20 protein-coding genes and 1 pseudogene are annotated in these 24475 nt (G+C 66.1%); 6 read left to right on the forward strand and 15 right to left on the reverse strand.

Going from position 1 to position 24475, the window contains the following annotated elements:
* Window positions 1–541 precede the first annotated feature (541 nt).
* Genes HT579_08380 through hyfB form a run of 6 tightly spaced genes read right to left on the reverse strand, consistent with a single transcriptional unit; the run spans window position 542 to window position 7763 of the window.
* The gene (locus HT579_08380) at window positions 542–1066 is read right to left on the reverse strand and encodes a formate hydrogenlyase (GenBank protein QKS28923.1); all 525 of its coding nucleotides are present in this window, start codon (window positions 1064–1066) and stop codon (window positions 542–544) included.
* Entirely contained in the window at window positions 1066–2658 is a 1593-nt protein-coding gene (locus HT579_08385; protein ID QKS31571.1) for an NADH-quinone oxidoreductase subunit C, read from the reverse strand. The genes HT579_08380 and HT579_08385 overlap by 1 nt, the downstream gene beginning before the upstream one ends.
* A gap of 4 nt (window positions 2659–2662) precedes the next feature.
* On the reverse strand, window positions 2663–4117 hold the full coding sequence (locus HT579_08390) for a hydrogenase 4 subunit F (GenBank protein ID QKS28924.1): 1455 nt from the start codon (window positions 4115–4117) through the stop codon (window positions 2663–2665).
* Between the two features lies 1 nt (window position 4118).
* On the reverse strand, window positions 4119–4778 hold the full coding sequence (locus tag HT579_08395) for a formate hydrogenlyase (protein QKS28925.1): 660 nt from the start codon (window positions 4776–4778) through the stop codon (window positions 4119–4121).
* A gap of 10 nt (window positions 4779–4788) precedes the next feature.
* Window positions 4789–5736: an NADH-quinone oxidoreductase subunit H gene (locus HT579_08400; GenBank protein ID QKS28926.1), complete on the reverse strand. Its 948-nt coding sequence runs from the start codon at window positions 5734–5736 to the stop codon at window positions 4789–4791.
* Window positions 5733–7763 carry a hydrogenase 4 subunit B gene (gene hyfB, locus HT579_08405; GenBank protein QKS31572.1) on the reverse strand — a complete coding sequence of 677 codons (2031 nt, stop codon included), beginning with the start codon at window positions 7761–7763 and terminating at the stop codon, window positions 5733–5735. The genes HT579_08400 and hyfB overlap by 4 nt, the downstream gene beginning before the upstream one ends.
* 806 nt (window positions 7764–8569) lie before the next feature.
* Here hyfB and HT579_08410 point away from each other — a divergent pair.
* Together HT579_08410 and HT579_08415 are read left to right on the forward strand one after the other, a co-directional pair.
* The gene (locus tag HT579_08410) at window positions 8570–8767 is read left to right on the forward strand and encodes a hypothetical protein (protein ID QKS28927.1); all 198 of its coding nucleotides are present in this window, start codon (window positions 8570–8572) and stop codon (window positions 8765–8767) included.
* 103 nt (window positions 8768–8870) lie between these two features.
* Complete coding sequence (locus HT579_08415; protein QKS28928.1) at window positions 8871–9350, forward strand: VOC family protein; 480 nt, start codon at window positions 8871–8873, stop codon at window positions 9348–9350.
* Window positions 9351–9412: 62 nt separating this feature from the next.
* Here HT579_08415 and HT579_08420 read toward each other — a convergent pair whose 3' ends face one another.
* A complete protein-coding gene (locus HT579_08420) occupies window positions 9413–9751 on the reverse strand; it encodes a transposase (protein ID QKS28929.1) in 339 nt (112 codons plus the stop codon).
* 4 nt (window positions 9752–9755) lie between these two features.
* On the opposite strand from HT579_08420, the pseudogene HT579_08425 reads away from it, so the two are divergent.
* From HT579_08425 to HT579_08440, 4 genes and pseudogenes are all read left to right on the forward strand, one after another.
* Window positions 9756–10061, forward strand: a pseudogene (locus tag HT579_08425) (type II toxin-antitoxin system VapC family toxin).
* A gap of 413 nt (window positions 10062–10474) precedes the next feature.
* The gene (locus HT579_08430) at window positions 10475–11110 is read left to right on the forward strand and encodes a glutathione S-transferase family protein (protein ID QKS28930.1); all 636 of its coding nucleotides are present in this window, start codon (window positions 10475–10477) and stop codon (window positions 11108–11110) included.
* A gap of 25 nt (window positions 11111–11135) precedes the next feature.
* Window positions 11136–13205: a pyridoxamine 5'-phosphate oxidase family protein gene (locus HT579_08435; GenBank protein ID QKS28931.1), complete on the forward strand. Its 2070-nt coding sequence runs from the start codon at window positions 11136–11138 to the stop codon at window positions 13203–13205.
* Between the two features lie 70 nt (window positions 13206–13275).
* Entirely contained in the window at window positions 13276–14715 is a 1440-nt protein-coding gene (locus tag HT579_08440; protein QKS31573.1) for a dihydrolipoyl dehydrogenase, read from the forward strand.
* 98 nt (window positions 14716–14813) lie between these two features.
* Here the strand turns inward: HT579_08440 and HT579_08445 are convergent, their stop codons facing one another.
* From HT579_08445 to HT579_08480, 8 genes are all read right to left on the reverse strand, one after another.
* Window positions 14814–15713 carry a LysR family transcriptional regulator gene (locus HT579_08445; protein QKS28932.1) on the reverse strand — a complete coding sequence of 300 codons (900 nt, stop codon included), beginning with the start codon at window positions 15711–15713 and terminating at the stop codon, window positions 14814–14816.
* Window positions 15714–16064: 351 nt separating this feature from the next.
* Entirely contained in the window at window positions 16065–18257 is a 2193-nt protein-coding gene (locus tag HT579_08450; GenBank protein ID QKS28933.1) for a DNA polymerase III subunit epsilon, read from the reverse strand.
* A gap of 154 nt (window positions 18258–18411) precedes the next feature.
* On the reverse strand, window positions 18412–19389 hold the full coding sequence (cobJ, locus tag HT579_08455; protein QKS28934.1) for a precorrin-3B C(17)-methyltransferase: 978 nt from the start codon (window positions 19387–19389) through the stop codon (window positions 18412–18414).
* On the reverse strand, window positions 19386–20540 hold the full coding sequence (locus HT579_08460; GenBank protein ID QKS28935.1) for a cobalamin biosynthesis protein: 1155 nt from the start codon (window positions 20538–20540) through the stop codon (window positions 19386–19388). The genes cobJ and HT579_08460 overlap by 4 nt, the downstream gene beginning before the upstream one ends.
* Window positions 20541–20565: 25 nt before the next feature.
* Complete coding sequence (gene cobI, locus HT579_08465; protein QKS28936.1) at window positions 20566–21363, reverse strand: precorrin-2 C(20)-methyltransferase; 798 nt, start codon at window positions 21361–21363, stop codon at window positions 20566–20568.
* The gene (gene cbiE / locus HT579_08470) at window positions 21360–22670 is read right to left on the reverse strand and encodes a precorrin-6y C5,15-methyltransferase (decarboxylating) subunit CbiE (protein QKS28937.1); all 1311 of its coding nucleotides are present in this window, start codon (window positions 22668–22670) and stop codon (window positions 21360–21362) included. Before cbiE ends, cobI begins: the two co-directional genes overlap by 4 nt.
* Window positions 22657–23799, reverse strand: coding sequence for a cobalt-precorrin-5B (C(1))-methyltransferase (locus HT579_08475; protein ID QKS28938.1), 1143 nt, complete (start codon window positions 23797–23799; stop codon window positions 22657–22659). The genes cbiE and HT579_08475 overlap by 14 nt, the downstream gene beginning before the upstream one ends.
* On the reverse strand, window positions 23796–24473 hold the full coding sequence (locus tag HT579_08480; protein QKS28939.1) for a precorrin-8X methylmutase: 678 nt from the start codon (window positions 24471–24473) through the stop codon (window positions 23796–23798). The genes HT579_08475 and HT579_08480 overlap by 4 nt, the downstream gene beginning before the upstream one ends.
* Window positions 24474–24475: the final 2 nt, after the last annotated feature.

The following is a 24475-nucleotide window of genomic DNA, read 5'->3' on the forward strand; positions in this document are numbered from 1 at the left end:
GAGGATGTCGATTTCCTGGCCTGACCGACCGCTATGCCTCGGGAAGCCGCCGGTGAGTTAGGATGGCGTCGGTCGGCAGCCGGCCAGAAGCGGAAATTCGACACGTCGAAAGAGCTGCCATTTGAAGGACTGTTCCACTTCACAACCCGCCAGACGGCCTACGCGAACAACTCGGCTTAACCGACCATCGACCACGGTCAGTGCGTGCAGCCGGCTTGCTCTGCCAAACGGCCCTTCGAGACTGTCTATGGAGGCCGCTGCGATTCAGACCTAGAAGATTTCCCAACAGCAAACACGCTTGTCCCCCCCAATGCTTGGGGCCGAAAGGCAAGAAACCTGGGCTTTGCGAGGGCTTGCGCTTGGCAAGCTTCAATTGTTAACTGGAGGCTGGCCACGGCGCACATCTTGGCGAAGTCAAATTCTTTCTGAAGAAAGATCATGGAACCTACGAACAAGAACTCAAAAAGCAACCATCCCCCGGCAGAGCCGGGGGCTTTCCCGGTACGGGCAGCGTCCCTCGTCAGGATCGGCTAGGTCATCTCTATCCCCGCGAGTTTCGACATCGTCGGACCGCCGCCAGAATCCCGCGCAGGATCTCGATCGGCGGTGGCGGGCAGCCGGGCACGGCGACGTCGACCGGAATGACGTTGGCGACGCGTCCGCTGCTCGCGTAGCTCTCGCCGAAGAGTCCTCCGTCGCAACCGCAATCGCCGACGGCAACTACCAGCTTGGGCGCCGGCGTGGCCTCGTAGGTTCGGCGCAGGGCCTCCTCCATGTTCCGCGAAACCGGTCCGGTGACCAGCAGCATGTCGGCATGGCGCGGGCTGGCAACGAACTTGATGCCGAGCCCTTCAATGTTGTAGTAGGGGTTGTTCAGCGCGTTGATCTCGAGTTCGCAGCCGTTGCACGAACCGGCATCGACCTGCCGGATGGTCAGCGCCTGGCCGAGAATGGCAAGCAGTTGGTGCTGAATGCCCTCGCCTTCGACGCCCAGCGCGGCGCTGAACTCGGGCGCCGCTTCGCTGCGGATGCCCTGGCCTGCGATCTGTTTGAGGATGCGCCACATCAGAGGTCGTGCCCCGCGTAGCTGAGGTTGAAGGACTTGTTGATCAGCGGGAAGTCCGGAACGATATTGCCGATGACTGCGTGCTCGAGCACTGGCCAGTTCTGCCAGGAGGGGTCGTGGCAGTGGCAGCGACGGAGGCAGCTGGCGCCCTGCTCGCCGTCCCATTCAAGGGCGACAAAGACTTCGCCGCGCCAGCCTTCGACCCAACCTGCGCCAAGCGCAGTCGTCGCTGGCAACTGCAACTCGCAACGAATGCCGCTCCCACCCCAGGGTACACTGCCGCCGGCCCTCTCGCCCAGCTGCAACAGGATCGCGCGGATTAGGCGCAGCGATTCAAAGACCTCGTCGAAACGTACCGCAACCCGCGCAGCGACATCACCCTTGCTCTGAGTGGCAATCCGCACCGCGAGCTGGTCATAAGGCACCCATGGCCGGTCGCAACGCAGATCGGCGGCCTGGCCGCTGGCACGCCCCGCAAGACCGGTCAGCCCGAGACGGGCGGCGAGCTCCGGCAGCACCTGGCCGGTGGTCATGAAGCGATCCTGTAAGCCGGAATGTTCATCGTACACCTGGCGCAGAGTCTGCACTTCATGCGCGATGCTGTCGCACTGGTGTAGCAGGCGGTCGGCGATCGCGTGCTCGATGTCCGACGACACACCACCCGGGACGATGCAATCCATCATAAGGCGATGACCGAACGCTTCTTTCGAGAGACGAAGCCACTCTTCCCTGAGCCGCGAAAACTGGGCCAGTCCGAAGGCGAAGGCCGCGTCGTTGCCAAGCGCGCCCAGGTCACCAAGGTGATTGGCAATGCGCTCGCGTTCGAGCAGGAGCGCCCGCAGCCAGAGGGCGCGCACCGGGACCGCGCAGCCGGCGACCGACTCGAGCGCCATGCAGTACGCCCAGGCGTAAGCGACCGTCGAATCGCCCGAAACCCGCCCGGCCAGGCGATAGCCGTCGAGTGGTGGCAAGCCGGCGAAGCGCTGTTCGATCCCTTTGTGCTTGTAGCCGAGGCGCTGTTCGAGACGCAGCACTTTCTCGCCGACGACCGAAAAGCGAAAGTGCCCCGGCTCGATGATTCCCGCATGCACCGGGCCGACCGGGATCTCATGCACACCATCGCCTGCGACGCGAACAAAGGGATAGTCGGTGAGCTCTCCTGCTACCCCGGAAGCCTTTGCCGAAGTGTCGCGGCGCAGTGGAAGGTATGCCTCTGGCCAGCCGCCATGGGCTAGCCACGGCCGCTGATCGGTCGCACCTTCGGCCACCACACCAAGGAGGTCGGCCGCGGCACGCTGCATACGCCCGGCGCAGGAAAAGAATGGAGTCAGATCGGGGTAAGTGGCAGCCCGCTCGCTGAGCGGCAGATCAAGCCAGAGCAGCCCATCGCAAACCACATAGGCGACCGAGACGACCAGACTGCCCGCGGCGCCTTGCGTACGATCGGAGCCCCACAACGCAAGCAGCCGGCCACCCGTTGCCGCCACCCCGCGGGCGACCACTGTCCACGTCTCAGAGCGCACTGTTGCGCGCCAGATCGGCAGCGCGGCCGGCAGGCGTTCGCAATCGAGACCGAAGCCGTTGATCAGCATCGTTTCAGCCGCCAATCATCCTGGCCGCCTGGCGATACCAAGCGTCCAGATAGGGCGGGATGTACAGACCGAGCATGAGCCCGAGACCAAGATGGGCGAAGACCGGTACCAGCGCCGGCGGATGGCGCAGAGCCTTGACCGAGGTTTCGCCGAAAACCATTGGCTGCACCCGGCCGAAGACCGCGGCGAAGGCGACGCCGAGGGCCAGCAGCAGGACGGGCGTCGCCCACGGCTGGTCGCGCATGGCAGTGGTGAGGATCAGGAATTCACTGGCAAAGACGCCGAAGGGCGGCATACCGAGGATCGCCAGCGAGCCGAGCATCATGCCCCAACCGACCGTTGGGCTGACCTTGATCAGGCCGCGGATGTCGGCCATGCTCTGCGTCCCGGCCTTCTGCGTCGCATGGCCGACAGCAAAAAAAATCGCCGACTTGATCAACGAATGCACGGTCATGTGCAGCAGGCCGGCGTAGTTGGCGATCGGCCCGCCCATGCCGAAGGCGAAGGTGATTAGTCCCATGTGTTCGATCGACGAATAGGCGAACATTCGCTTGATATCCTTTTGGCGCGACAGGAAGAACGCCGCCACGACCACCGACAGCAGGCCGAAGCCCATCATCAGGTGACCCGCGAGCGGGCTTCCCAGCGCCCCGTCGGTCAGCACCTTGCAGCGTAGCAGGGCGTACACGGCTATGTTCAGCAGCAGACCCGAGAGTACCGCCGATACCGGCGTCGGCCCTTCGGCGTGCGCATCCGGCAACCAGTTGTGCATCGGTACCAGGCCGACCTTGGTACCATAGCCGATGAACAGGAAAGCGAAGGCCAGCGTAATGATGCCGGGATCGAGCAGCGCCTTGACCGTGTCGAGATTGGTCCACAACAGGGCGCCGCCCTCGGTGCCGATCACCTTCTCGGCGGCCATGTACAGCAGCACCGTGCCGAAGAGTGCCTGAGCGATGCCGACGCCGCAGAGGATGAAGTATTTCCACGCCGCTTCCAGGCTCGCCGCAGTCCGGTACACGCTCACCAGCAGGACGGTGGTCAGCGTCGCGGCTTCCATGGCCACCCACAGGATGCCCATGTTGTTGGTGGTGAGCGCCAGCAGCATCGTGAAACTGAACAACTGATACATGCTGTGGTAGACGCGCAGCCGCCGCGGCGTCATCTTGCCGTGGTCGCGCTCGATGCGCATGTAGGGCCGCGAGAAGATGGCGGTGGTGAGGCCGACGAAGCTGGTCAGTGTCACGAGAAACACGTTCAGCGGGTCGATGTAGAACTCGCGGTTCCAGGCAAACAGCGGCCCGTTTGAGATCACCTCAACAGTCAGCAGGCAAGTGGCGACAAAAGTCCCGAAGCTGAAGGCAACGTTGATCTCGCGTGCAGCCTCGCGTTGCCCGGTGAACACCAGCACCATGCTGCCGAAGAGCGGGATGCCGAGGACGAAGTACAGCGTAGTCAAATCAGTCCTCCCTGAGCTTTTCAAGGTGCCTGATGTCGAGACTGTCGAACTGTTCGCGAATATGGAACATGAACACGCCGAGAATCAGGATGCCGACGAGTACGTCGAGGGCGATGCCGAGTTCCACGACCATCGGCATCCCATGGGTGGCCGAGGTGGCGGCGAAAAACAGGCCATTTTCCATCGACAGGAAGCCGATGACCTGTGGCACTGCCTTCGAGCGGGTGATCATCATCAGGAACGAGAGCAGCACACAGGCGAGCGCAATACCGAGTGTGGCCCGGGCGACGCTGACCGACAGTTTGGAGATTGGCAGCGCTAGGTCGAAAGCGAAAATGACCAGCGCGATGCCGATAATCATGGTCGTGGGAATGTTGATCAGCGTCTCGATGTCCCAGCGCACGTCGAGACGAGCAATCACCCGATGCAGGAGCAAGGGAATCAGGATGACCTTGAGCACCAGGGTAATGCCGGCCGACAGGTACAGATGCGGCTGCTGCGTGGCGTAGCCGACGACCAACGTTGCCGCGACCAGCGCGACGCCCTGCGCGGTGAACAGGTGAATCAGCGACAGAATCCGCCGCTGCGAGATCATCGCAAATGCCAGCATCAAGAGGATCGAGGCCAGGAGATTGATCAGTTGGCCGACCAGTTCCGTCATGGCGCTCATGTCAGGCGCGCACCAGGATATGGACCAGCATGCCGATCACCGCCAGCAGGAAAGCCGTCGCGAGAAATTCGGGCACGCGAAAGATGCGCATCTTGGCACTGAGCGTCTCGAGCACGGCGAGCAGCCCGCCGCCGATCGCCAGCTTCAGGAGCAGCACCGGAATCGCCAGCAGCAGCGCCACCGGCGCCTGCGCCTCGGCGATTCCCCACGGGAAGAACAGCGCCAGGCCAATGCACGAATAGGCAAAGAGCTTCAGATTGGCGGCCCACTCGAGCAGGGCCAGGTGGCGGCCCGAATACTCGAGGATCAGTGCCTCGTGGATCATCGTCAGCTCGAGGTGGGTGGTCGGGTTGTCCACCGGCACACGCGCATTTTCGGCCAGCGAGACCATCGTGAAGGCGACCCCGGCAAAGGCCAGGCTTGGGTAGATGGTCAGCTCGCGATGCGCCAGCGTTTCGACGATCGTCGTCAGCGAGGTCGACTTCGAGATCAGCGAGGCCGAGAAGAGCACCATCAGGAGCGCCGGTTCGGCGAGAAAGCCGATCAGCATCTCGCGCCGAGCACCGAGCGTGCCGAACGAGGTGCCGACATCCATCGCCGCCAGCGAAATGAACACCCGGGCAAACGCGAGCAGGCCAACCAGGGCAATGGCGTCGGCCGCCGGCGACAGCGGCAGGTCGGTGGAGAGCGTCGGAATGATCGCGCAAGCCAGCGCCATGCAGCCGAAAACGATGTAAGGCGCTCCGCGAAACAGTGGTGACGCGTGCTCGGCAAGCACCGATTCCTTGTTGAACAGCTTGTGCAACATCCTGTATGGCTGCAGCACGCCTGGTGCTGACTTGTTCTGCAGCCAGGCACGGCACTGATTGACCCAACCCCCGAGCAAGGGGGCCAGCAGCAGCGCCATGACGATTTCGAGCAGTTGTGAGAAAACACCTAGCCAGGTCATTGCTTCACCACTACCAGTACCGCAATAAGCGTCACGAAACTGTAGAGGAGATAGACGGAAATCCGCCCCTGCTGGAGCAGGCCGATCAAGCTGGCCAGACGCTCGATCGCGCGCGCCAGCGGCAGGTAGAGCCAGTGCCAGAAGTGGTCAGCAACGCTCACCCGATAGCGGGGCTCGGCGTCGAACGGCGTCGGCAACTCACGTTCCATCCGGAAAAAGGGTTCGAAAATCTGCCGAATCGGTTGTCCAAAGCCCTCGGCTGTATCCTGCATGCGCGCGTTCTGCCACGGGTAGCCACAATCCCAGGGCGCGGCACGGCGCAGGCGGCCGTGGTAAAGCACACGCACCAGCAGGAAGGCGAGCGCGAAACTGGCAGCCACGCCCAGCAGGAAGATCGCCGGGCCGTAGCTCGCGCGTTCGATCGCCACCGGTACCAGGAGCCAGCCGCTGTCGTCGACGGTCTCGCCAAGACCCGTGCCGACCAGTGCCTTGGTCACCGGATCGATCAAGGCAATGAACTGGACGGGAAACAGCCCGAGCGCGAGGCAGCCGCCGACCAGCCAGCCCATGCCAAGCCGCTCCCAGCCGCCTGCGTCACGGGCCTGCACAAGCTTCTCCTCGCGCGGCTGGCCGAGGAAGATGACGCCGAAGAACTTGACCATCGTATAGCCGGCAAGCGCCCCGACCAAGGCAATTAGCGCCGCCACCACCGGGATCAGCATGTCGAGCACGGAACTCGGCAAACCGGGAGCGAAGAGAAAGCTTTGCAGCAGCAACCACTCGGAAACGAAGCCACCGAGCGGCGGCAGACCGGCACTCGCCAACACGCCAACCAGTGTCACCCAGGCCACCCAGGGCATGCTGCGGATCAAGCCACCGAGCTTCCCGAGGTTGCGCTCGCCGGTGGCGTGCAGCACCGCACCGGTGCCGACAAAGAGCAGGCTCTTGAAGAACGCATGGCTCGCCACATGATAGAGGACCGCCGTCAAGGCCAACGCCGCCATCGGCTGCATGCCGTAGGTGGAGAACAGCACCGTCAGGCCGATGCCTGCGAACAGCAGTCCAATGTTCTCGATCGACGAGTAGGCCAGCAGGCGCTTCATATCGACCTGCACGGCGGCGAACACGACACCGAATAGTGCGGTCGCCAGACCAACCGCCAGCAGCAACAAACCCCACCACCAGAGCGGCGTGTGCAGCAAGTCGAAAAAAACGCGCAGCACGCCGTAGATGGCGGTCTTCAGCATGACGCCGCTCATCAGCGCGGAGACCGGCGAGGGGGCGGCCGGATGGGCTTCGGGAAGCCAAACGTGCAACGGCACGATGCCGGCCTTGGCCCCGAAACCGAACAAGGCGAGCAGGAACGCGACTGACGCCCAGAACGGGGACAGTTTCTGGGCACGCATGTTCGCGAAGGTGTAATCGCCGGTATTCGCCTGCAGGACACCGAAGCACAACAGAATTCCGATGGCACCAATATGCGCTACCAGCAGATAGAGGTAGCCGGCACGCTGGATCTCGACGATTCGATGATTGGCGGTAACGAGGAAGAACGATGACAAGGCCATCGTCTCCCACATAACCATGAACGCGTAGGCGTCGTCGGCGAGAACCACCAGCGCCATGCTGGCGAGAAAAACGTGGTATTCGAGCGCCAGCAAACCGGGCGGCGTGCCTTCGCCCTTGCGGAAATAGCCGGCGGCGAAGGCTGACACCCCCGCCGAGACGCCGCCAATGATCAGCAGAAAGAAGGCCGACAGGCTGTCAAGGCGAAAATGGAACGGCAGACTCGGCAGCCCGATCGGCAGTACCGCGACCGCGGGCGAGCTCCAGACAGAATTCAGGGCGACGCCGAACAGCAATAACCCGAAAGCGCCGCCAGCGGGAAACAGAACCCTCGCGACCAAGGTCAGGCGGCGCAAGGCGAAGACACCGGCAACACCAATCAGCAGCCACGCGACAATGACCAGCAGGATCCAGTCAAGATGCAACCAACGGGTCGGATCGACGAGGCCTCCGTGCGTGATGATCACTGGCCGCGGCGCTCCGCGTCACGTTTCACTGACTTACAGATACGCACGATGGGTGCCCACTGGACCAGTGACAATGACTACTCGTTCAGTGTAGGACGGCTGGTCTCGACCACCACCGGTTGGCAACAGCATACGGTTCAGACCTCCGAGAGCCCGCACGAAAGTCACTGAGCGGGGCGCTTGCACAACGTTCTGACCTCGTCCAGACTGGACAGGTCGACTGCAGTTCTGTTCTTGTGCGAATCCAAAAACAATTGTATTCGCTTTTGTTACAATTGCAATTGTAACCTAATTAACATTGGATGTGCTTATATGGAAAGCCGCACTGCCCGTCTAACCGTTCTTATCGACCCCCGAAAGAAGCAGATATTCGAGGAACTGTGCGCGGCGCACGATTTGACACCTTCCCAGGTCGTCAGAAAGCTAATCCGTCAATACATCCTCGAGAACGCGGGTGACCGGGAATTGCCGGACTGGCTGAAGGGGCATTCGCTACCGGACCGAAGCGGTTCGTCCTAGCCGGCAGGACGCGGTGCAAGAGGCGGGGATTGCACCGGTGTCCGTGCGACATCCCTGCGCTGCATCGGCGACCGGCGGTCGATCTGCTCGGCGTCGAACATAGTGGCAAACAGCACCCGAGGCCGCTCAAGGTGCAGTTCCGAATTGAACGGCTTACCCTGGGCTTCAAGGAAGGGGATTCCCGCTGTTCAATCGTTCGCATCAGCTGGTGGTGCATAAGCCAGGCGGCGCGGCATTAATGGCCGCTCGACCCAGAAATCTGCTGCTGAGGTCGCGTGGGGTTGGATGCCCGCTACGGGTCGTTTGCCGTCAGCCAACCACGAAAACTCAGTGACCGCTTGTGGTCCTGGAGCGGCCAGCTCAATGGGAAACCGCCGACGCCAGGCATCACCGGCCGGATCAGACTGATGCTGTTGAAAAACTCGCTTTCTGCTGAAATCGGCACCCAAGTTGAAAGGATCGACCCTGGCGCGGAGTGACCCGCTGCGGGCTGCTGTCTGAGCTTGCAGTGCCGGCGTCGGCCGGGAACCACCACCGACGGCGCCGGCGTCCGCCGGCTACCTCACCCATAGGAGAAGCAAAATGCTCAGCAAGAACACGATTTGCCTCTGGTTCGACGGCAGCGCAGTCGAAGCCGCACATTTCTACGCCAAGACGTTTCCGGACAGCGCGGTGGGAACGATCCATCGGGCGCCCGATGACTATCCCTCCGGGCAGGAGGGCGACGTCCTGGTGGTCGAGTTCACCGTGATGGGCATCCCTTGTCTTGGCCTGAACGGGGGGCCGGAGTTCAAGCACAGCGAGGCGTTCTCGTTCCAGGTGGCGACCGACGACCAGGCCGAAACCGACCGCTTGTGGAACGCGATTGTGAGCAACGGCGGCCAGGAAAGCGCCTGCGGCTGGTGCAAGGACAAGTGGGGCCTGTCGTGGCAGATCACCCCGCGCGCCCTTACCGCTGCGATTGCCGATCCTGATCGGGCAGCAGCCAAGCGCGCTTTCGCGGCGATGATGCAGATGGGAAAGATCGACATCGCTGCGATCGAAGCGGCCCGGCGGGGGTGATGCGCATCGATCGTGCGATGGCGCGGGATTCGTCGATGTCCGGCGATGTGGCTCTCGTCGCATCAACCCCGGCCTGGGCGTTGTGCGCCTGTTCGCAGCCGCCACCAGCCACCGGCCTTGACGCTCAGTTCGTCAGGAACGCGCTGGCGGACCGTCGCCAGGCTGTCGCGATCGGAATGGCTGCCAGCGGCAAGATGGCGGACGGCCATTGAATCGTAGGTTGCCCGGTCCAGCTTCCGGCTGGAGAAAATACCCGTGGTGTAGCCATGGACCACAATCGCCAGCAGGGTCGCCGGATCGTACGCTTCCGATCCTCGGCCAGGATTCCGGCGCGACCAGTTCGACAGGTCCAGCTGATCGACCGTCTCGACGATGAATCGCGCCAGGTCATCCCGGTTCACAGCCAATCGTCAATTGATCGCCGTCGCGTTGCCGTGTTTGTGCGAGTTCGCGTGGGTGCTGCGCCGGGTCTATGGCTTCCAGCCGGCCGATGTCGCCGCCGCAATTCACGCCTTGCTGGCTACGGCAAGCGTGCAGGCGAACCGGCCAGCCGTGGAAGCGGGCCTGTCGGTGCTCGAAGCAGGTGGCGATTTTGCTGATGACGTCATTGTCCACGAAGGGAAGTGGCTTGGCGGAGAAACCTTCATGTCCTTCGACAGGAAGGCGGTTGCGCTGCTCGCGGCGCAGGGGCCCTCTGCGCGCCTCTTGTGAGGCGCCGCCGGGAAGCCGGCGTTTCCCGACAGGGGTAGCGATCGAGTATCCATGCCATGCGGTTTGAATGCGCAATTCCATCAGGGATGTCAGGACTCGACGCTTGCGAGGAGTAGGGCGGATGCGCTCGGCGATGGCGGGCTGTGCCAGTGCGGCGGCGAGCAGCAGGGGCATGCGGCAGCCACTCCCCGCCTGGCGCATGTCCGGCGCGCAGCTCGGGACGACCGCGCCAAGGGCCGAGGCATACACGACTCGCCGGATCATTGCAGAAACCGGAATGGTGATTTGCGCCGCACGATGATTCCCCTCAGACGATTTCGCGCCGACCATGTCTACCCGTGACTGGCGCTCGCATGGGCCTCCCGGCAACTCCCCGCGTCTTCACCTCGTCCCCCACTCTCTGGAGAATCATCATGTCGGCCACCCCCGCCACCGCCATCAAACTGTATCGTCACCCCTTGTCCGGCCACGCCCATCGCGCCCAACTGATGCTGTCACTGCTCGATCTGCCGACTCAACTCGTCGACGTCGACCTGATGCACGGAGCGCACAAGGAGCCCGAGTTCCTGGCCCTGAACCCGTTCGGCCAGGTCCCCGTGATCGACGACAACGGAACGATCGTTGCCGATTCCAACGCGATTCTCGTCTACCTGGCACGCCAGTACGGAGGTGAACGTTGGCTGCCGAGCGACGCCGTCGGCGAAGCCGCGGTGCAAAGGTGGCTGTCGGTGGCCGCCGGTCAGATTGCCTTCGGGCCGGCGGTGGCGCGCCTGGTGACGGTCTTCGGAGCGAAGAAGGATGCGGCCGCAGCGATTGCCCTTGCGCACGCGGTCCTGACCGTCATCGAGAGCGAGCTGTCGCGGCACCACTTCCTCGTCGGCGACGGGATGACCATCGCCGATGTGGCTGCCTATACCTACCTCGCGCATGCGCCCGAGGGCAACGTGTCCCTGGACGACTACCCGAAGGTGCGCGACTGGCTGGCGAGAATCGAGGGCATGCCCGGCTTTGTCGGCATGCAGAAGACCGCCGTCGGACTGGCAGCGTGATCACCGGCACCCGGAGCTGGCAAGGATGAGCGCTGCAGCCACTTCCCCCTGGCACCGCGGCGAGCGTGAGCTGCAACAGAGCGTCGGTGTCGCCGAACGCATGGAGGTCTTTGGTCGCCAGGTCATCCGCGACTTCATGCCGGAGCAGCATCGCACCTTCTACCGGCAGCTGCCGTTCCTGGTGATCGCCGCCGTCGACCCGGCGGGCGATCCCTGGGCGACGCTCGTCGAGGCGCGCGCCGGCCTGACGCAGTCACCCGATGCGCGGCACCTGCAGATCAACGCCCTGCCGGGCCAGGGGGATCCCGCTGGCGACGCGTTGCGGCCGGGAGACGGCATCGGCGTGCTCGGTATCGAGCTGCAGACGCGTCGCCGCAATCGCGTCAATGGCAGGGTGGTCGCACGCGACGACCGCCAACTGACGCTGCAGGTCGAGCATGCCTTCGGCAACTGCCCACAATACATCCAGGCAAGGAACTTCAGCTTTGCCGGTGATCCCGCCGAGCCTTTCTGTGGTCGCAGCGAAGTCCTGTCGACACTCGACGCCGAGGCGAGTGCCATGATCCGGGCTGCCGATACCTTTTTCGTCGCCAGCTATGTGGATCCGGATGGGGATGCAGGCAGGCGGCAGGTAGACGCCTCGCATCGCGGTGGCAAGCCCGGCTTCGTCCGTGTCGACGCTGATGTGCTGACCATCCCCGATTTCGCCGGCAACCTGCATTTCAACACGCTCGGCAATCTGCAGGTCAATCCGCGGGCAGGCCTGCTCTTCATCGACTTCGCCACCGGCGATCTGTTGCAGCTTGCCGGTCGTACCGAACTCGTCCTGGCGGGTGACGAAGTGGGCAGTTTCCTGGGGGCCGAGCGGCTCTGGCGTCTGCATGTCGACAAGGCGGTGCGCCGTCGCCGCGTGCTGAAACTGCGCTGGCGGCTTGAGGAAATCTCGCCCAACTGCTTGATGACCGGATCGTGGGAAGAGGCTCTGGCTCGCCAGCAGGCACAAGCGCTGCGCAACCAGTGGCGGCGTTTTCGCATTGCATGCATCATCAACGAAAGCTCGACCATCAAGTCCTTCCATCTCGAAGCCGCCGACGGCGCCGGATTGCCGCTCTTCAGGGCCGGGCAGCACCTGCCCATCCGGCTGGCCGTCGCCCCGGGAGCTGCCCCGCTCATTCGTACCTACACCCTGTCGGTGGCGCCGTCGGATGGCTACTACCGCATCAGCGTCAAACGCGCAGGACGGGTTTCGCGGTTCCTGCATGAGCACGTCGCCGTCGGCGATGAACTCGAAGCGCGTGCGCCGCTCGGCAATTTCGTCGTGGATGCGCATGAACGCCGCCCGCTCGTCCTCCTCTCGGCAGGGGTGGGAATCACCCCCATGCTCGCCATGCTGCGCGAGGTGGTGTACGAAGGGGTGCGTACCCGCCGCGTACGCCGGACATTCTTCGTGCATGCGTCGCGCACCCTGGCCGAGCGGGCCTTCGACCGCGAACTGCAGGAACTGGTCGAGCGTGCCGATGGTGCGGTCGACGCAGTGCGCATTCTCAGCCAGCCCGAACCGGCTGCCGTTCTCGGCAGCGACCATGACGTTCACGGCCGCATCGACCTGCCCTTGCTGAAGGGCATCCTGCCCTTCGACGATTTCGATTTCTACCTCTGCGGTCCGGCGGCGTTCGCCCAGGACCTGTACGACGGCTTGCGGGCGATGCAGATTGCCGACGAGCGAATCCACGTCGAGCAGTTTGGCCCCTCGTCGCTGCGCCGACGGGTGACGGAAGCAGTCACGGAAACCCCCCGGCCCACCCTGCCGGCAGCCGAAACTTCCGTCGCGGTCGTGTTTGCGCGGTCGGCCAAGGAGGCCCGCTGGCAGCCGGGAGGCGGCAGCCTGCTCGAGCTGGCGGAAGCGCGCGGGCTGACGCCGGAATTCAGTTGCCGGGGCGGTTCGTGCGGCACCTGCAAGACCCGGGTAATCGCCGGCCAGGTCAGCTATACGTCGCTGCCGGCCGTCGCCCTGGGGACCGACGAGATTCTGATTTGCTGCTCGGTGCCGGCAGCGGGTGCCGGCAATGCGGCGGGCCTGGTGCTGGACCTGTAACGTGTCGCTGCCCGTCCATCGCCGGCGGCGGGCATCGGCAAAGACTGATTCGAGGAAAAGGGGCTTGTCCGTGAATACACTGGAAGTTGATGTTGCCATCATCGGCGCCGGCACTGCCGGAATGTCCGCGTACCGCGCCGCGCTGGCGCACACCCGCAGCGTCGTGGTGATCGAGGGAGGGCCGTACGGGACGACCTGCGCCCGGGTCGGTTGCATGCCCAGCAAACTGCTGATTGCCGCCGCCGAGGCGGCACATGCGGCAAGGCACGCCGATGCCTTCGGCGTCGTCGTCGATTCGCTGCGCATCGATGGCGCCGCCGTCATGCAGCGCGTTCGTGACGAACGCGACCGCTTTGTCGGCTTCGTCACCGAGGCGGTGGAACATTGGCCGGCCGAGCATCGCCTGCGCGGCCACGCCCGTTTTCTTGACCGCCACACGTTGCAGGTGGGCGAGCACACGCGCGTCACGGCGGGACGCATCGTCATCGCCACCGGCTCGCACCCGAACGTGCCGGCAGATTGGCGCGAGGCCGCCGGCGACCGGCTGATCGTCAACGACGACGTCTTTGCCTGGCAATCGCTGCCGCAGTCCGTCGCCGTGCTCGGTACCGGGGTGATTGCCCTGGAGTTGGCGCAGGCCTTGCATCGATTGGGCGTGCGCGTCGGTCTCTATGGCCGCAGCGAGCGCGTCGGCCCGCTCACCGACCCCGTCCTGCAGGCCGAGGCGCGCAAGCTCTTCGCTCAGGAACTGCCGATGCGCCTGGGTGCGTCCGACTGGCACCTCCGGCGTGTCGGCAACGAGGTCGCCATTCGCGTCGGTGAAGAGGATCCGGGAGTTGAGCAGCGTTACGAGTGGATACTGGCGGCGAGCGGCCGCCGTCCGAATCTGCACGCACTGGACTTGCAGAATGGTGGACTGCCGCTGGATACGCGCGGCGTGCCCCTCTTCGATCCCAGTACCGGCCAGATTGCCGACAGCCACGTCTTCATCGCCGGCGACGCGACGCATGAGCGGGAGATCCTGCACGAGGCGGCGGACGAGGGCCGCATCGCCGGTGACAATGCCGGCCGCTTCCCGGACGTGCGCGTGCGCCCGCGTCGCGCCCCGCTGTCGGTGGTGTTCTCCGATCCGCAGATCATGCTCGCCGGGCGGAGCCACGCGCAGTTGCTGCGCTCGGGGGTGGACTTTGTCGTCGGTGCGGTCTCGTTCGAGGATCAAGGGCGCAGCCGCGTCATGCTGAAGAATCGGGGTGCCCTGCATCTCTATGCCGAGCGGCGCAGTGGTCGCCTGCTGGGTGCCGAAATGCTCGGTCCGGCGGCGGAGCATCTGGGGCATCTGCTCGCCTGGTCGGTGCAGCGAGGCGACAGCGTACAGGAGATGCTCGACAGTCCCTTCTACCACCCGGTCATCGAAGAGGGTCTGCGAACGGCGCTGCGCGGGCTGCAGCGCGCCCTGCGCATGGGGCCGCCGCCCGTCGAGCGTTGCCTGGACTGTGGTCCCGGCGCGTGAACCATGGCCCGGAGAGCGTCCAATACAGAACAAAGGCGCCCGGGCAGCCACAAACCGTCGGCTCACCGACCGGGTTCAGGCCGCGAGCGAACGCCGACTCAGTTCAGCGCCGGATCCGCCCGCAAACGTTCGACCGCCAGATCAAGAAACGCGCGTACCCTCTTTGAGGCATGCCGTCCCTCGCGGTGCAGCACGTGCACGGGCAGCGCGGGTGGCTCGAAGTCGCTGAGCACGGCTTGCAGCCGGCCGCTGCGCAAGTGTTCAGCGACCTGGTAGGAGAGCAGACGGGTCAGGCCCAAACCGCCCAAGGCGGCCGCCACCGCCGAGTCGTTGCTGGTGGTGGTCATCCGCGCCTGCAGCTTGACCACGCGTGGTGAACCGTCCTCGATCAGCCGCCATTCCGGCGTCGGCGTGACGCCCGCCGCCGAGACGATCCGGTGGCCGACCAGATCATCGGGCGTACGCGGCTCGCCGCACTGGCGAAGATAGGCCGGGGCGGCGCAAATGACCCGGCGCACGCGTCCAACCGGCAAGGCCTGCAGCGAGGAGTCGGCCAGTTCGCCGATGCGCACCGCGACATCGACACCTTCGTCGAGCATGTTGATCACACGATCGAGAAACAGGCAGACGGCGCTGACCTCGGGATAGCGCAACAGGTATTCGCTGACGATGGGAGTGACGAACTGGGCACCGAACAGCACCGGTGCAGTCAGCGTCAGGCGTCCGCGCAGTGCCCTGTGCGTGCCGCCGACCGACTCGTCCGCCTCGGCGACGTCCGCCAGAATGCGCCGACAGTCATCGGCATAGCGTGCGCCGGCGTCAGTCACCCGGACGATGCGCGTGCTGCGCGCCAGCAGACGAACGCCCAGCTGCCGTTCGAGTTCGTTGATGGCTCGCGTCACCGCCGATGGTGACAGGTTCAGCTTGCGCGCCGCGCCGGCGAAGCCGTTGGCATCAACCACGGCCACCAGTACCTGCATGTGATGAAGTCTGTCCATTCTGTCGCGCACTCCGTTGCGCCAAGCCCCGAAGGGGCGGTTGGCTGTCGGCTGTCCCTGTGGTCGGAAATCCACCTGCCCGGCATTTCCGCTCGTGGTTTGCCTCCATTCCGGCGACGCTGCGCAGGAGGATTCCACGGATCATGCCTGGACCATTCTAGCCGATGTGCCAGATGTTCCTTGCCCTGCCCGGCATCGGCGCCCGCAATGGTGATGCCGTCGTGGCCGGCACGGCGGGCCGTTCCTCCCGGAGATTCCTGGCGTGCTGCCGCTCCGGATTGACGTGATCATCGTTCTTCACCCCGAGGGCATCGTCGGGGCCCACCGACGGCGTCGACAGCGGTCAGGGTCTCAGTACCTGACCCGTGCTAGGTAGCTTCTCTGGCTTGCCTCGCGCGCCTGACGCAGTGTCTTGACTCCCATCTCGGCGAGTAGCGGCAGCATCTTGAGGAAGATCTCGGCGGTCACCAACGCGTCGCCGAGCGCCGTGTGCCGTCCCATCACCGGCACCCCCATCCGTTCGGCGATCGCTTCGAGTTGGTGCGTTGCCTGATTCGGGTGAAGGACGGAGGAGAGCAACAGGGTATCGAGCACCGGTTGCTCGAAATGCACCCCGGTTCGCTTCTCCTGGAGTTGCATGAAGCGCAGGTCGAAAGCCGCGTTGTGGCCGACCAGTACGGTATCGGCACAAAAGGCGTGGAACCTCGGCAAGACGGCATCGATGCTCGGCTGGCCAGCCAGCAGTTCGCGCGTAAGGCCGTGCACCGCGATGGATCCCGGTGACAGGCGTACCTGTGGCTTGACCAGCTGATCGAAGCACTCGTGCCGCAGGAGGCGACTGTTGACGACGCGCGTCGCTCCGATCTGGATGATCTCGTCGCCTTGCGACGGTTGCAGACCGGTCGTCTCGGTATCGAAAACCGTGTAGGCGAGTTCGCTGAGTGGCAGATCATCGAGTTCGTGACTGCCTGCCGACCAATCAAACAGATCGAAATCGTAGAACTCCGGACGCTCTCCCGCCGTTGCCGCGATCATCGGCATGGGCAGATTCCCGGGTGCCGCGGTCAGTGGCAACACGGTCCTGAAAAAGGCACGATGGGACACCCGTTCGCGCTGAAACCAGATGTCGCCGTTGCAGCGCTCGATGACATCGGTCACACTCAACGAAGCTGACTTGCCGGGGACGTTCATCGGATCCTGCAACCAGCTCATCGCCGTTTCGTTGTTCATGAAGGTGCCGGGCCACGACAGGTCGAGTTGCGCCAGGTGTCCGCTGCGGGTCAGCGACAGGCGCACTTCAGGGATCCGGTACTCGTCCTGCAGGCGAAGGGCTAGATAACGCAGTGCCTGCAGCAAGGCGAAACTGTCCACGCGCAGCCACAGACCCTTTTCCACATGCTCGGTCTTGACGGCTAGTGGAGGCCGCCCGCCGCCGCGTTTCTCTTGAATGCCGCCGGCCGTCGCCAGCAGGATTTCCGCACCACTGATCTCCTCGAGCACCCAGCGCTCGCGCAGGTCACTCGAAAACGCGCGCGCAGCCTTCTCGAACTGCGACGACAGCGCGGTTGCTTCGTCGCGAATCACGCGCATGAAACGGTCCTTCTCTTCGCTCAACATGTCCGGGAAATCGCAGAGCATCTCGGCTGCCGCGCGAACACTGCCCAGCGGCCCGCGGCATCCTTCGATCAGTGACTGGATCACCGCGTCCCGCCGCGTGTGGCGCTCGCTGGTTGTCGTCACGTCATCGAGAACGAGGACGAAACCGGTAATCGATGTCGCTTCGCCCTCGGAATGACGCCGACCCGCATCGCTCAGGACCGGCGACATGTGCGCACGCAGCAAACGACCGGTGGCAGTTCCGGTGACAAAGTCGGTGGAGCCGACGACTCTCCCTGCGTGCCGGGAACCCGCTGCAGCACTGGCTTGCTGCAGGCGGGCAATCGCGTAGCCGATGACTGCGCGATCCAGGACCGCATAGATCGAACGGCCAAGGCCAAGCAACTCGGTCTTCTCGCCTTTCGGCCCCGTCGAGAGTTCCTGCTTTGCCCGTTGGTTGTAGAGCAGCACACGACCATCCAGGTTGCAGACGACGACACTCTGGCTCAGGTCAGCCATCAACGCGCTCAATCGGCTGCGTTCTTCCTCGAGCGATGCCTGTGTTGCGCGGAAGCGCTCGGCGACATCGTCACGGTCTGCTTCGCGCTGGGCGAGCAGTTGATTGGCCGTCTTTGCCAACTGCTCGAGTTCGGGAGCCTGATAGCGGCCAACTCTCAGGTCGCTGTGCGCCAGTGCTGCGGCAAGTTGTTCGGCCATGCGCAACGTCGCCTGAACATAAAGCGCATCGAGTCTGAACAACACCCAGCACGCCGTTCCCGAGGCCACGAGGACCACCGGTATCAGCTTGACCACTCTGTCCGCGAAAGTCCCGCCGGTGGGCTCGCCGGCGAGCAGCAGGGCAACTGCGCAAGCTACCACCGCGAGCATGAACAGGAATACCGCCAGCCCTGCCAGCAGGCGTTTGCGCGTCGGTTGCGTCGGTCGCATCCTTTGTATTCCTCCGTCTGTGCAGGACGACGCGGCGCATCGGGGGCGCTGCAATGGTGATCGACATCTCCCGATTTCATCGACCGCCGCGCGGCGGAAGCCGGCGCGACTTGCGGTGCTGGTGGTAGCCGACGACTGGCCGGCGCCGGTGGTCTCAGTCTACCGCAGCCGCCAGCGGCGCATCGAGCACTGACTGGATGTAGTCGGCCGGCAGGCGGTATTCGCGTGCCAGTTCGGCGGCCGAGCGGCCGCTCTGCTGGACGGTGGCGATCCAGCCGTCGAGTCCGGTCGACAGAGAGCGGCCGGCCTGCTCGCCGCCACGGGTGGCGCGCTCGCCGTCGGCGACGGCGTACTTGTTGGCGTAGCCGCGTGGCGTGACCATCAGTCCGTCGCGGACGAAGGTGCTCGAGTTGCCGATCAGCACCGTCGTCAGCATGCCGATGTCGGCGTCGCCCATGGTCTCGAGGGTACTGAACTCGACCCGCTGCTTCGGGCGGTAGGCGGACTTGACGATCGCCACCGGCGTCTGCGGATCGCGGTGGCGCAGGAAGATGCGCTGCGCCTCGGCGATCTGCCGCGTGCGCCGCCCGCTCTTCGGGTTGTACAGGGCAACGACGAAGTCGGCGTAGGCGACGGCGTCGAGACGGCGGGCGATCGTCGGCCAGGGGGTGAGCAGGTCGGACAGCGAGATGGCGCAGAAATCGTGCGTCAGCGGCGCGCCGACGAGCGCGGCACAGGTGTTGAGGGCCGAGGCACCGGGAACGATCTCGACCTCGATCGCCGATTCGGGGGTCCAGCCGGCGTCGAAGAGCACCTCGAAGGTCGGCCCGGCCATGCCGTAGACGCCGGCGTCGCCGGAGGAGACGATCGCCACCTTGCGGCCCTGGCGCGCTCGCGCGAGCGCCTCGACGGCGCGGTCGAGCTCCTCGGTCATCGACTTCCTGATCACCTCCTTGCCGACCAGCAGGTCGGCGACGAGGCGGATGTAGGTGGCGTAGCCGATCACCGTGTCGGCCTCGGCGATCGCCGCGCGCGCACGCCCGGTCAGGTGGCCGAGGCTGCCGGGTCCGAGGCCGACGAGCATGATCTTGCCGGTCGGCGTGGCGGGTGCTGTGCGGGTGTCTGGCGTCATGCAGGGATCCTGGCGATGGAGACGGTGGCGTTGCGCCCGTCGGGGCCGCGCAGCCGGTGTTTTTCGATGAGCAGGTGGCGGTGGTCGGTGCCCGCGGCGAGCAGGGCCGCCGCCTCAGAGACCGACGGCGTGCCGGTGTGGCGCTGCACGGTTGGCGATGGATTGGGCACGTCGATCACCGCCAGTTCGGCAGCCCGATAGAAGGCGACGGTCCAGCCGTTCGCGCGCGCCACTTCGGCGAGTCCCGGCTCGTCGGCCTTGAGGTCGATCGAGGCGACGGCGCGCACATCCTCGATCGTGCCCCCGCAGGCGGCGAGCGCTTCGCCGATCGCCTGCGCGATGGTGCTGGCGGGAGTGCCGCGGTCGCAGCCGATGCCGAGTGCCAGCGCTGTTGCCGGCACCGCGCCGGTGGGCTGCGGCGGCGGCCGGTAGCGGACGCAGCGGCCGGCCAGGCGGGCGTCGGGGTCGGCGGGCATGGTCCGGCGGCTGATCCAGAGGACGGCGGCGAAGTCGTCGATGGCGACGTCCTCGAGCCGGGCGAAGCGGACGACGTTGGCCGGCAGCGGACCGCCGCGACCGTTGGCGTGCCGCGTCCACCAGTCCGTGCTGCCGGCTTCCTGGACTAGCGCCACCGGCTCGTCGTTGACCATCGCGGCGCTGCAGTGGACCAGTTCCGCATGGCTCGCCTGCAGTTCCCAGCCGAGCTCGCGTCCGAGCAGATCGACGGCGATCGTCGCGCGGGCGTCCGACGCGGTGGTCACCACCGGTGTCGCCGCGAGGGCCGTCGCCAGGTGTCCGGCGAGCGCATTGGCACCGCCGAGGTGGCCGGAGAGCACGGGAATCGTGAACCGGCCGGCCTCGTCGACGACGACTACCGCCGGGTCGCTCTCCTTGCTGCGCAGGTGCGGCGCGATCAGGCGGACGACGGCGCCGAGCGAGACGATGGCGACGATGCCGTCGAAGGCGGCGAAGAGCGCCGGCACCTGGTCGCCGACCTTGCCCGCATAGCAGTGCGCGGCGCCGGCGGCGGCGTTCTCGGCCTCGGCGCGGAACTTGTCGGGGGCGAAGAGCTGGGCGCCGGGCAGGGCGGCGACGACGCGTCCGGCGAGCGCGATGCCGTGGCGCGTGATGGCGACGATGGCGATCCTCATGGCCGCACGCTCCGGCTGGCGGCCATCAGTTGCCGGCAGCGGCGGCTGCCGCCGCCTCCTGGTGGCTGCGGCAGCCGCGTCGCAGTTCGCCGCGCTGCCGTTTCGGGTTCTGCACCAGCAGCAGCGACAGGTAGTTGGCCTTGCTGCCACGGAGGCTGTCGAGGTCGCGCACGACCCGTTCGTCGGGCGCACCGACCTTCTCGATGAAGCAGGAGGTGGTGAGCAGATCGCGGCGCGCGAGCAGTTCGATGATCTCGTCGAGCAGCGGTTTGACCTTCAGCAGCGCCAACGTGTCGAACTCGTCGAGCAACCGGTCGATGACCGCGACGCCGTAGGCGGCGGGAATGATGGCGAAGGTCTCGTCCTCCTCGGCGAGCGTCGTGCCGGTCGCTGCGGCGGCGGCGGCGAACGACGAGACGCCCGGAATCGTCTCCACCTCGACCTGCGGCGCCAGTTCGCGGACGACGCGGGCAAGGTGGCCGAAGGTCGAGAAGGTCGATGCGTCGCCTTCGACCAGGAACAGCAGGTCGCGGCCCTCGGCGAGCAGCTCGACGGTGCGCACCGCTGCGCGTGCCCAGGCCTTGCCGAGGATCTCCGGGTCGCGGGTCATCGGGAAGACGAGCTGCTCGGCGTCGGCCGGAATGCTGAGGCCGCCGCGCTCGACGATCGCCAGCGCGTACGACGACTCCTCGGCCTTCTTCACCGGGTACAGCCAGCGGGCGTTGGACTGCAGCGCCGTCCAGGCGCGGCGGGTGATCATCTGCGGGTCGCCGGGGCCGAGCGAGGCGCCGATCAGCTTGCCGAAACGGGGGGCTGCGTTCATGCTTCTTCCTTTTCAGGGTTGCGGGCGGTGACGATCCAGACCGGGTTCTGCGCCGCCAGCCGGTGCAGGCCGAGGATTGGCTGGCTGCGGCTGGCCTGCAGCTGGACGACCTCCCAGGCGGCGCCGGCAGCCTGCAGGCTGCTGGTCGCGGTGGCCAGGTTCTCGAGGGTCACGAAGTTCATCACCAGCCGGCCGCCCGCTCGCAGGCGGCCGAGGATGAGGCGGACCAGTTCGCCGAGTTCGCCGCCGGAGCCGCCAATGAACACCGCGTCGGGGTCGGGCCAGTCGGCGAGGCCGGCGGGCGCCCGCCCCGCGATCAGCGTGTAGTTGCCGATGCGCAGGCGGGCGGCGTTGGCGCGTGCGATGGCGGCATCGGCGGCGTTCTTCTCGATCGCCCAGACGTGGCCCTGCGGCGCCAGTCGCGCGCATTCGAGGCCGACCGCTCCGGAGCCGGCGCCGATGTCCCAGACGGTTGCCGCTGCCGTCAGGCGCAGCTTGGCGAGCGATACGGCACGCGCCTCGAGCTTGGTGATCAGCCCGTTGGCCGGCGTGCGCTGCAGGTACTCGTCGTCCTCGCGGCCGAACGCCGGGCCGGCCACCGGTTCATCGCGTTCGACGAGGACGACGCTCGGCTCGGCGAAGTGCATCGTCGCCGCTGTCGCTGCCGAGAGTTGCGCATGCAGCGTCTCATCCGGCAGCAGCAGGCGGCTGGCGACCGACAGGCGTAGCCCGTCGCCATGGCCGGCGGCGAGCAGCGCGCGCGCCAGCCGCGCCGGGCCGTTGGCCGGACTGGTGAAGACGAAGACGCGGCGGTGCAGCGCGATCGCCCGCAGCACCGGATAGAGGCCGTGGTCCGGGGTCGCGCCGACGGTCCATTCGCCGGCATCCAGGCTGTGGCACGAGGCGATCGTCATGTCCTGCCAGGCCTTGCCGAAACGCGCGCAGGCGATCTGCAGCGTCGATGGCGCCGGCAGCACGGCGACCTGCAGTCCGGGCAGGCGGTCGATCAGCGTGCTGCCGATGCCGTGGCAGAGCGGATCGCCGGTCGCCAGCACGGCGACTCTGCGGCCGGCGGCGAGGGCGTCGCGAATCCAGCCCGCGCACAGCGCGAGGGCGCCGTCGAGCGGGCGCAGTTCGCTGCTCGCTGCCAGTTCATGCCGCACGAGCTGCAGCGTCCGCTCGACGCCGATCACCAGCGCGGCAGCGCGCAGGCAGTCACGCGCGCTGCCGGAGAGGCCGTCCCAGCCGTCGTCGAGGATGCCGACGACGGTACAGGTCGGTTGCGGTGCCGGCTCAGAGGGCTTCATGTTCATCGACCCGGCAGATGAAGCGGCCGTCGAAGTCGCAGACGAGTATCGACAGCCGGTAGTCGCCGGGGTACTGGCGCTTGAGGCTGCGGATCGCCCGGCTCGCCAGCTCGCGGTGGAAGGGAACCGTCAGTCCGAGGATGGCGAGCTTCTCGGCGGCGAAACGGGCGGTCTCGGCGGCCCGGATGGCGGCGATCAGGTCGGCCGGGGCGGCAACGGCGCGCGCCGCGTCGGCCAGGATCTCGCGGTCCACTTCGGCCCGCCAGGCGTGGGTCACCGCCAGCCCCTGGCTCATCTTGGTCAGCTTGCCGACCATGGCGCCGACATGGACTTCGCGCATGTGGCGCCTGATGGCGGTGGTGAAGGCGGCCTTGACGAAATCGCCCATCTGCACGAAGCAGGCCTCGTCAAGGGCCGGCAACTGGCGCATGGCGAACTTCTCGCTGCGACCGCCGGTGGTGAGGACGACGCTGCTCTGCCCCTGCGCGGCGGCGACATCGATCGCCTGCACGACGCTGGCGCGAAATGCGGCGGTCGAGTAGGGCCGGACGATGCCGGTGGTGCCGAGGATCGAGATGCCGTCGAGGATCCCCAGGCGGGCGTTCAGCGTCTTCTTCGCCATCTGCTCGCCGCCGGGCACCGAGATGCGCACCTCGATGCCATCGACGGCCAGGATTTCGGCGGCGACCGCGCGGACGTTGTCGCGGATGTTCCGCTGCGGCACGGGGTTGATCGCCGGCCCGCCGACTGCCAGACCGAGCCCCTCGCGCGTGACGACGCCGACGCCGGGTCCGCCGCACAGGCTGATCTCGCCGGCGCGCTGCGGCAGCCGGCGGACGTCGGCGGTGAGGTGGGCGCCGTGCGTCGCGTCCGGGTCGTCGCCAGCATCCTTGACGACGGCCGCATGGGCGACGCGGTCGCTGCCTTCGCCGTCGACGCGGCCGTCGATGACCGCAAAGATCACCTCACGACCGTTCGGCAGCCGGCAGACGACGCTCGCCGGCACTTCACCGTCGAGCAGCCCGCAGGTCGCGGCGCGCGCCGCCGCCGCCGAGCAGGCGCCGGTGGTGAAGCCGGTCCGGTTGCCGCGCTTGCGCCGGGTGTCGCCCTTGCGGACCTTTCCGCTCATGCCGCCCGTTGTCTCTGCGTCGCCTCGGCGAGCGACAGCAGCGCATGGATGGCGGCGACGACCAGCGTCGACCCACCCTTGCGTCCCTTGACCGTGATCCAGGGCACTTCGCCGAGTGTGTGCAGGAGATCCTTCGACTCGGCCGCCGAGACGAAACCGACCGGCATGCCGATGACCAGCGCCGGCCGCACGTCGTGTTCGCGGATCAGTCGCACGACCTCGATCAGCGCCGTCGGCGCGTTGCCGATGCCGACGATCGCGCCGTCGAGTTCGCCCAGCCGCCACGCCTTGCGCATCGCCTGCACGGCGCGGGTCGTGTTCCCGGCGCGCGCCCGCTCGATGACGTCGGCGTCGGAAATGTAGTGCCGCGGGCTCAGTCCGAAGTGCTGCAGGCGGGGCGCCGAGAGGCCGACGCAGATCATCTCGACATCGGCGACGATCGCCCGCGGACCGTTGAGGACGGCGTCGAGGCCGGCGCGCATGGCATCGGGGTGGAAGGCGGCGAGGCCGTTGAACTCGAAGTCGGCGTTGGCGTGGATCATGCGGCGCACGAGCGGCCACTGCTCCTCGCTGTAACCGTGCGGACCGACCTCGGCGTCGATGATCGCGAAGGAGTCGTGCTCGATGGCGCGGCCGGCGGCGGTGAGCTGTTCGGTGATGGCGTTGCTGGTCATGG

The sequence above is a fragment of the Candidatus Accumulibacter similis genome (assembly GCA_013347225.1).
Taxonomy (GTDB): domain Bacteria; phylum Pseudomonadota; class Gammaproteobacteria; order Burkholderiales; family Rhodocyclaceae; genus Accumulibacter; species Accumulibacter similis.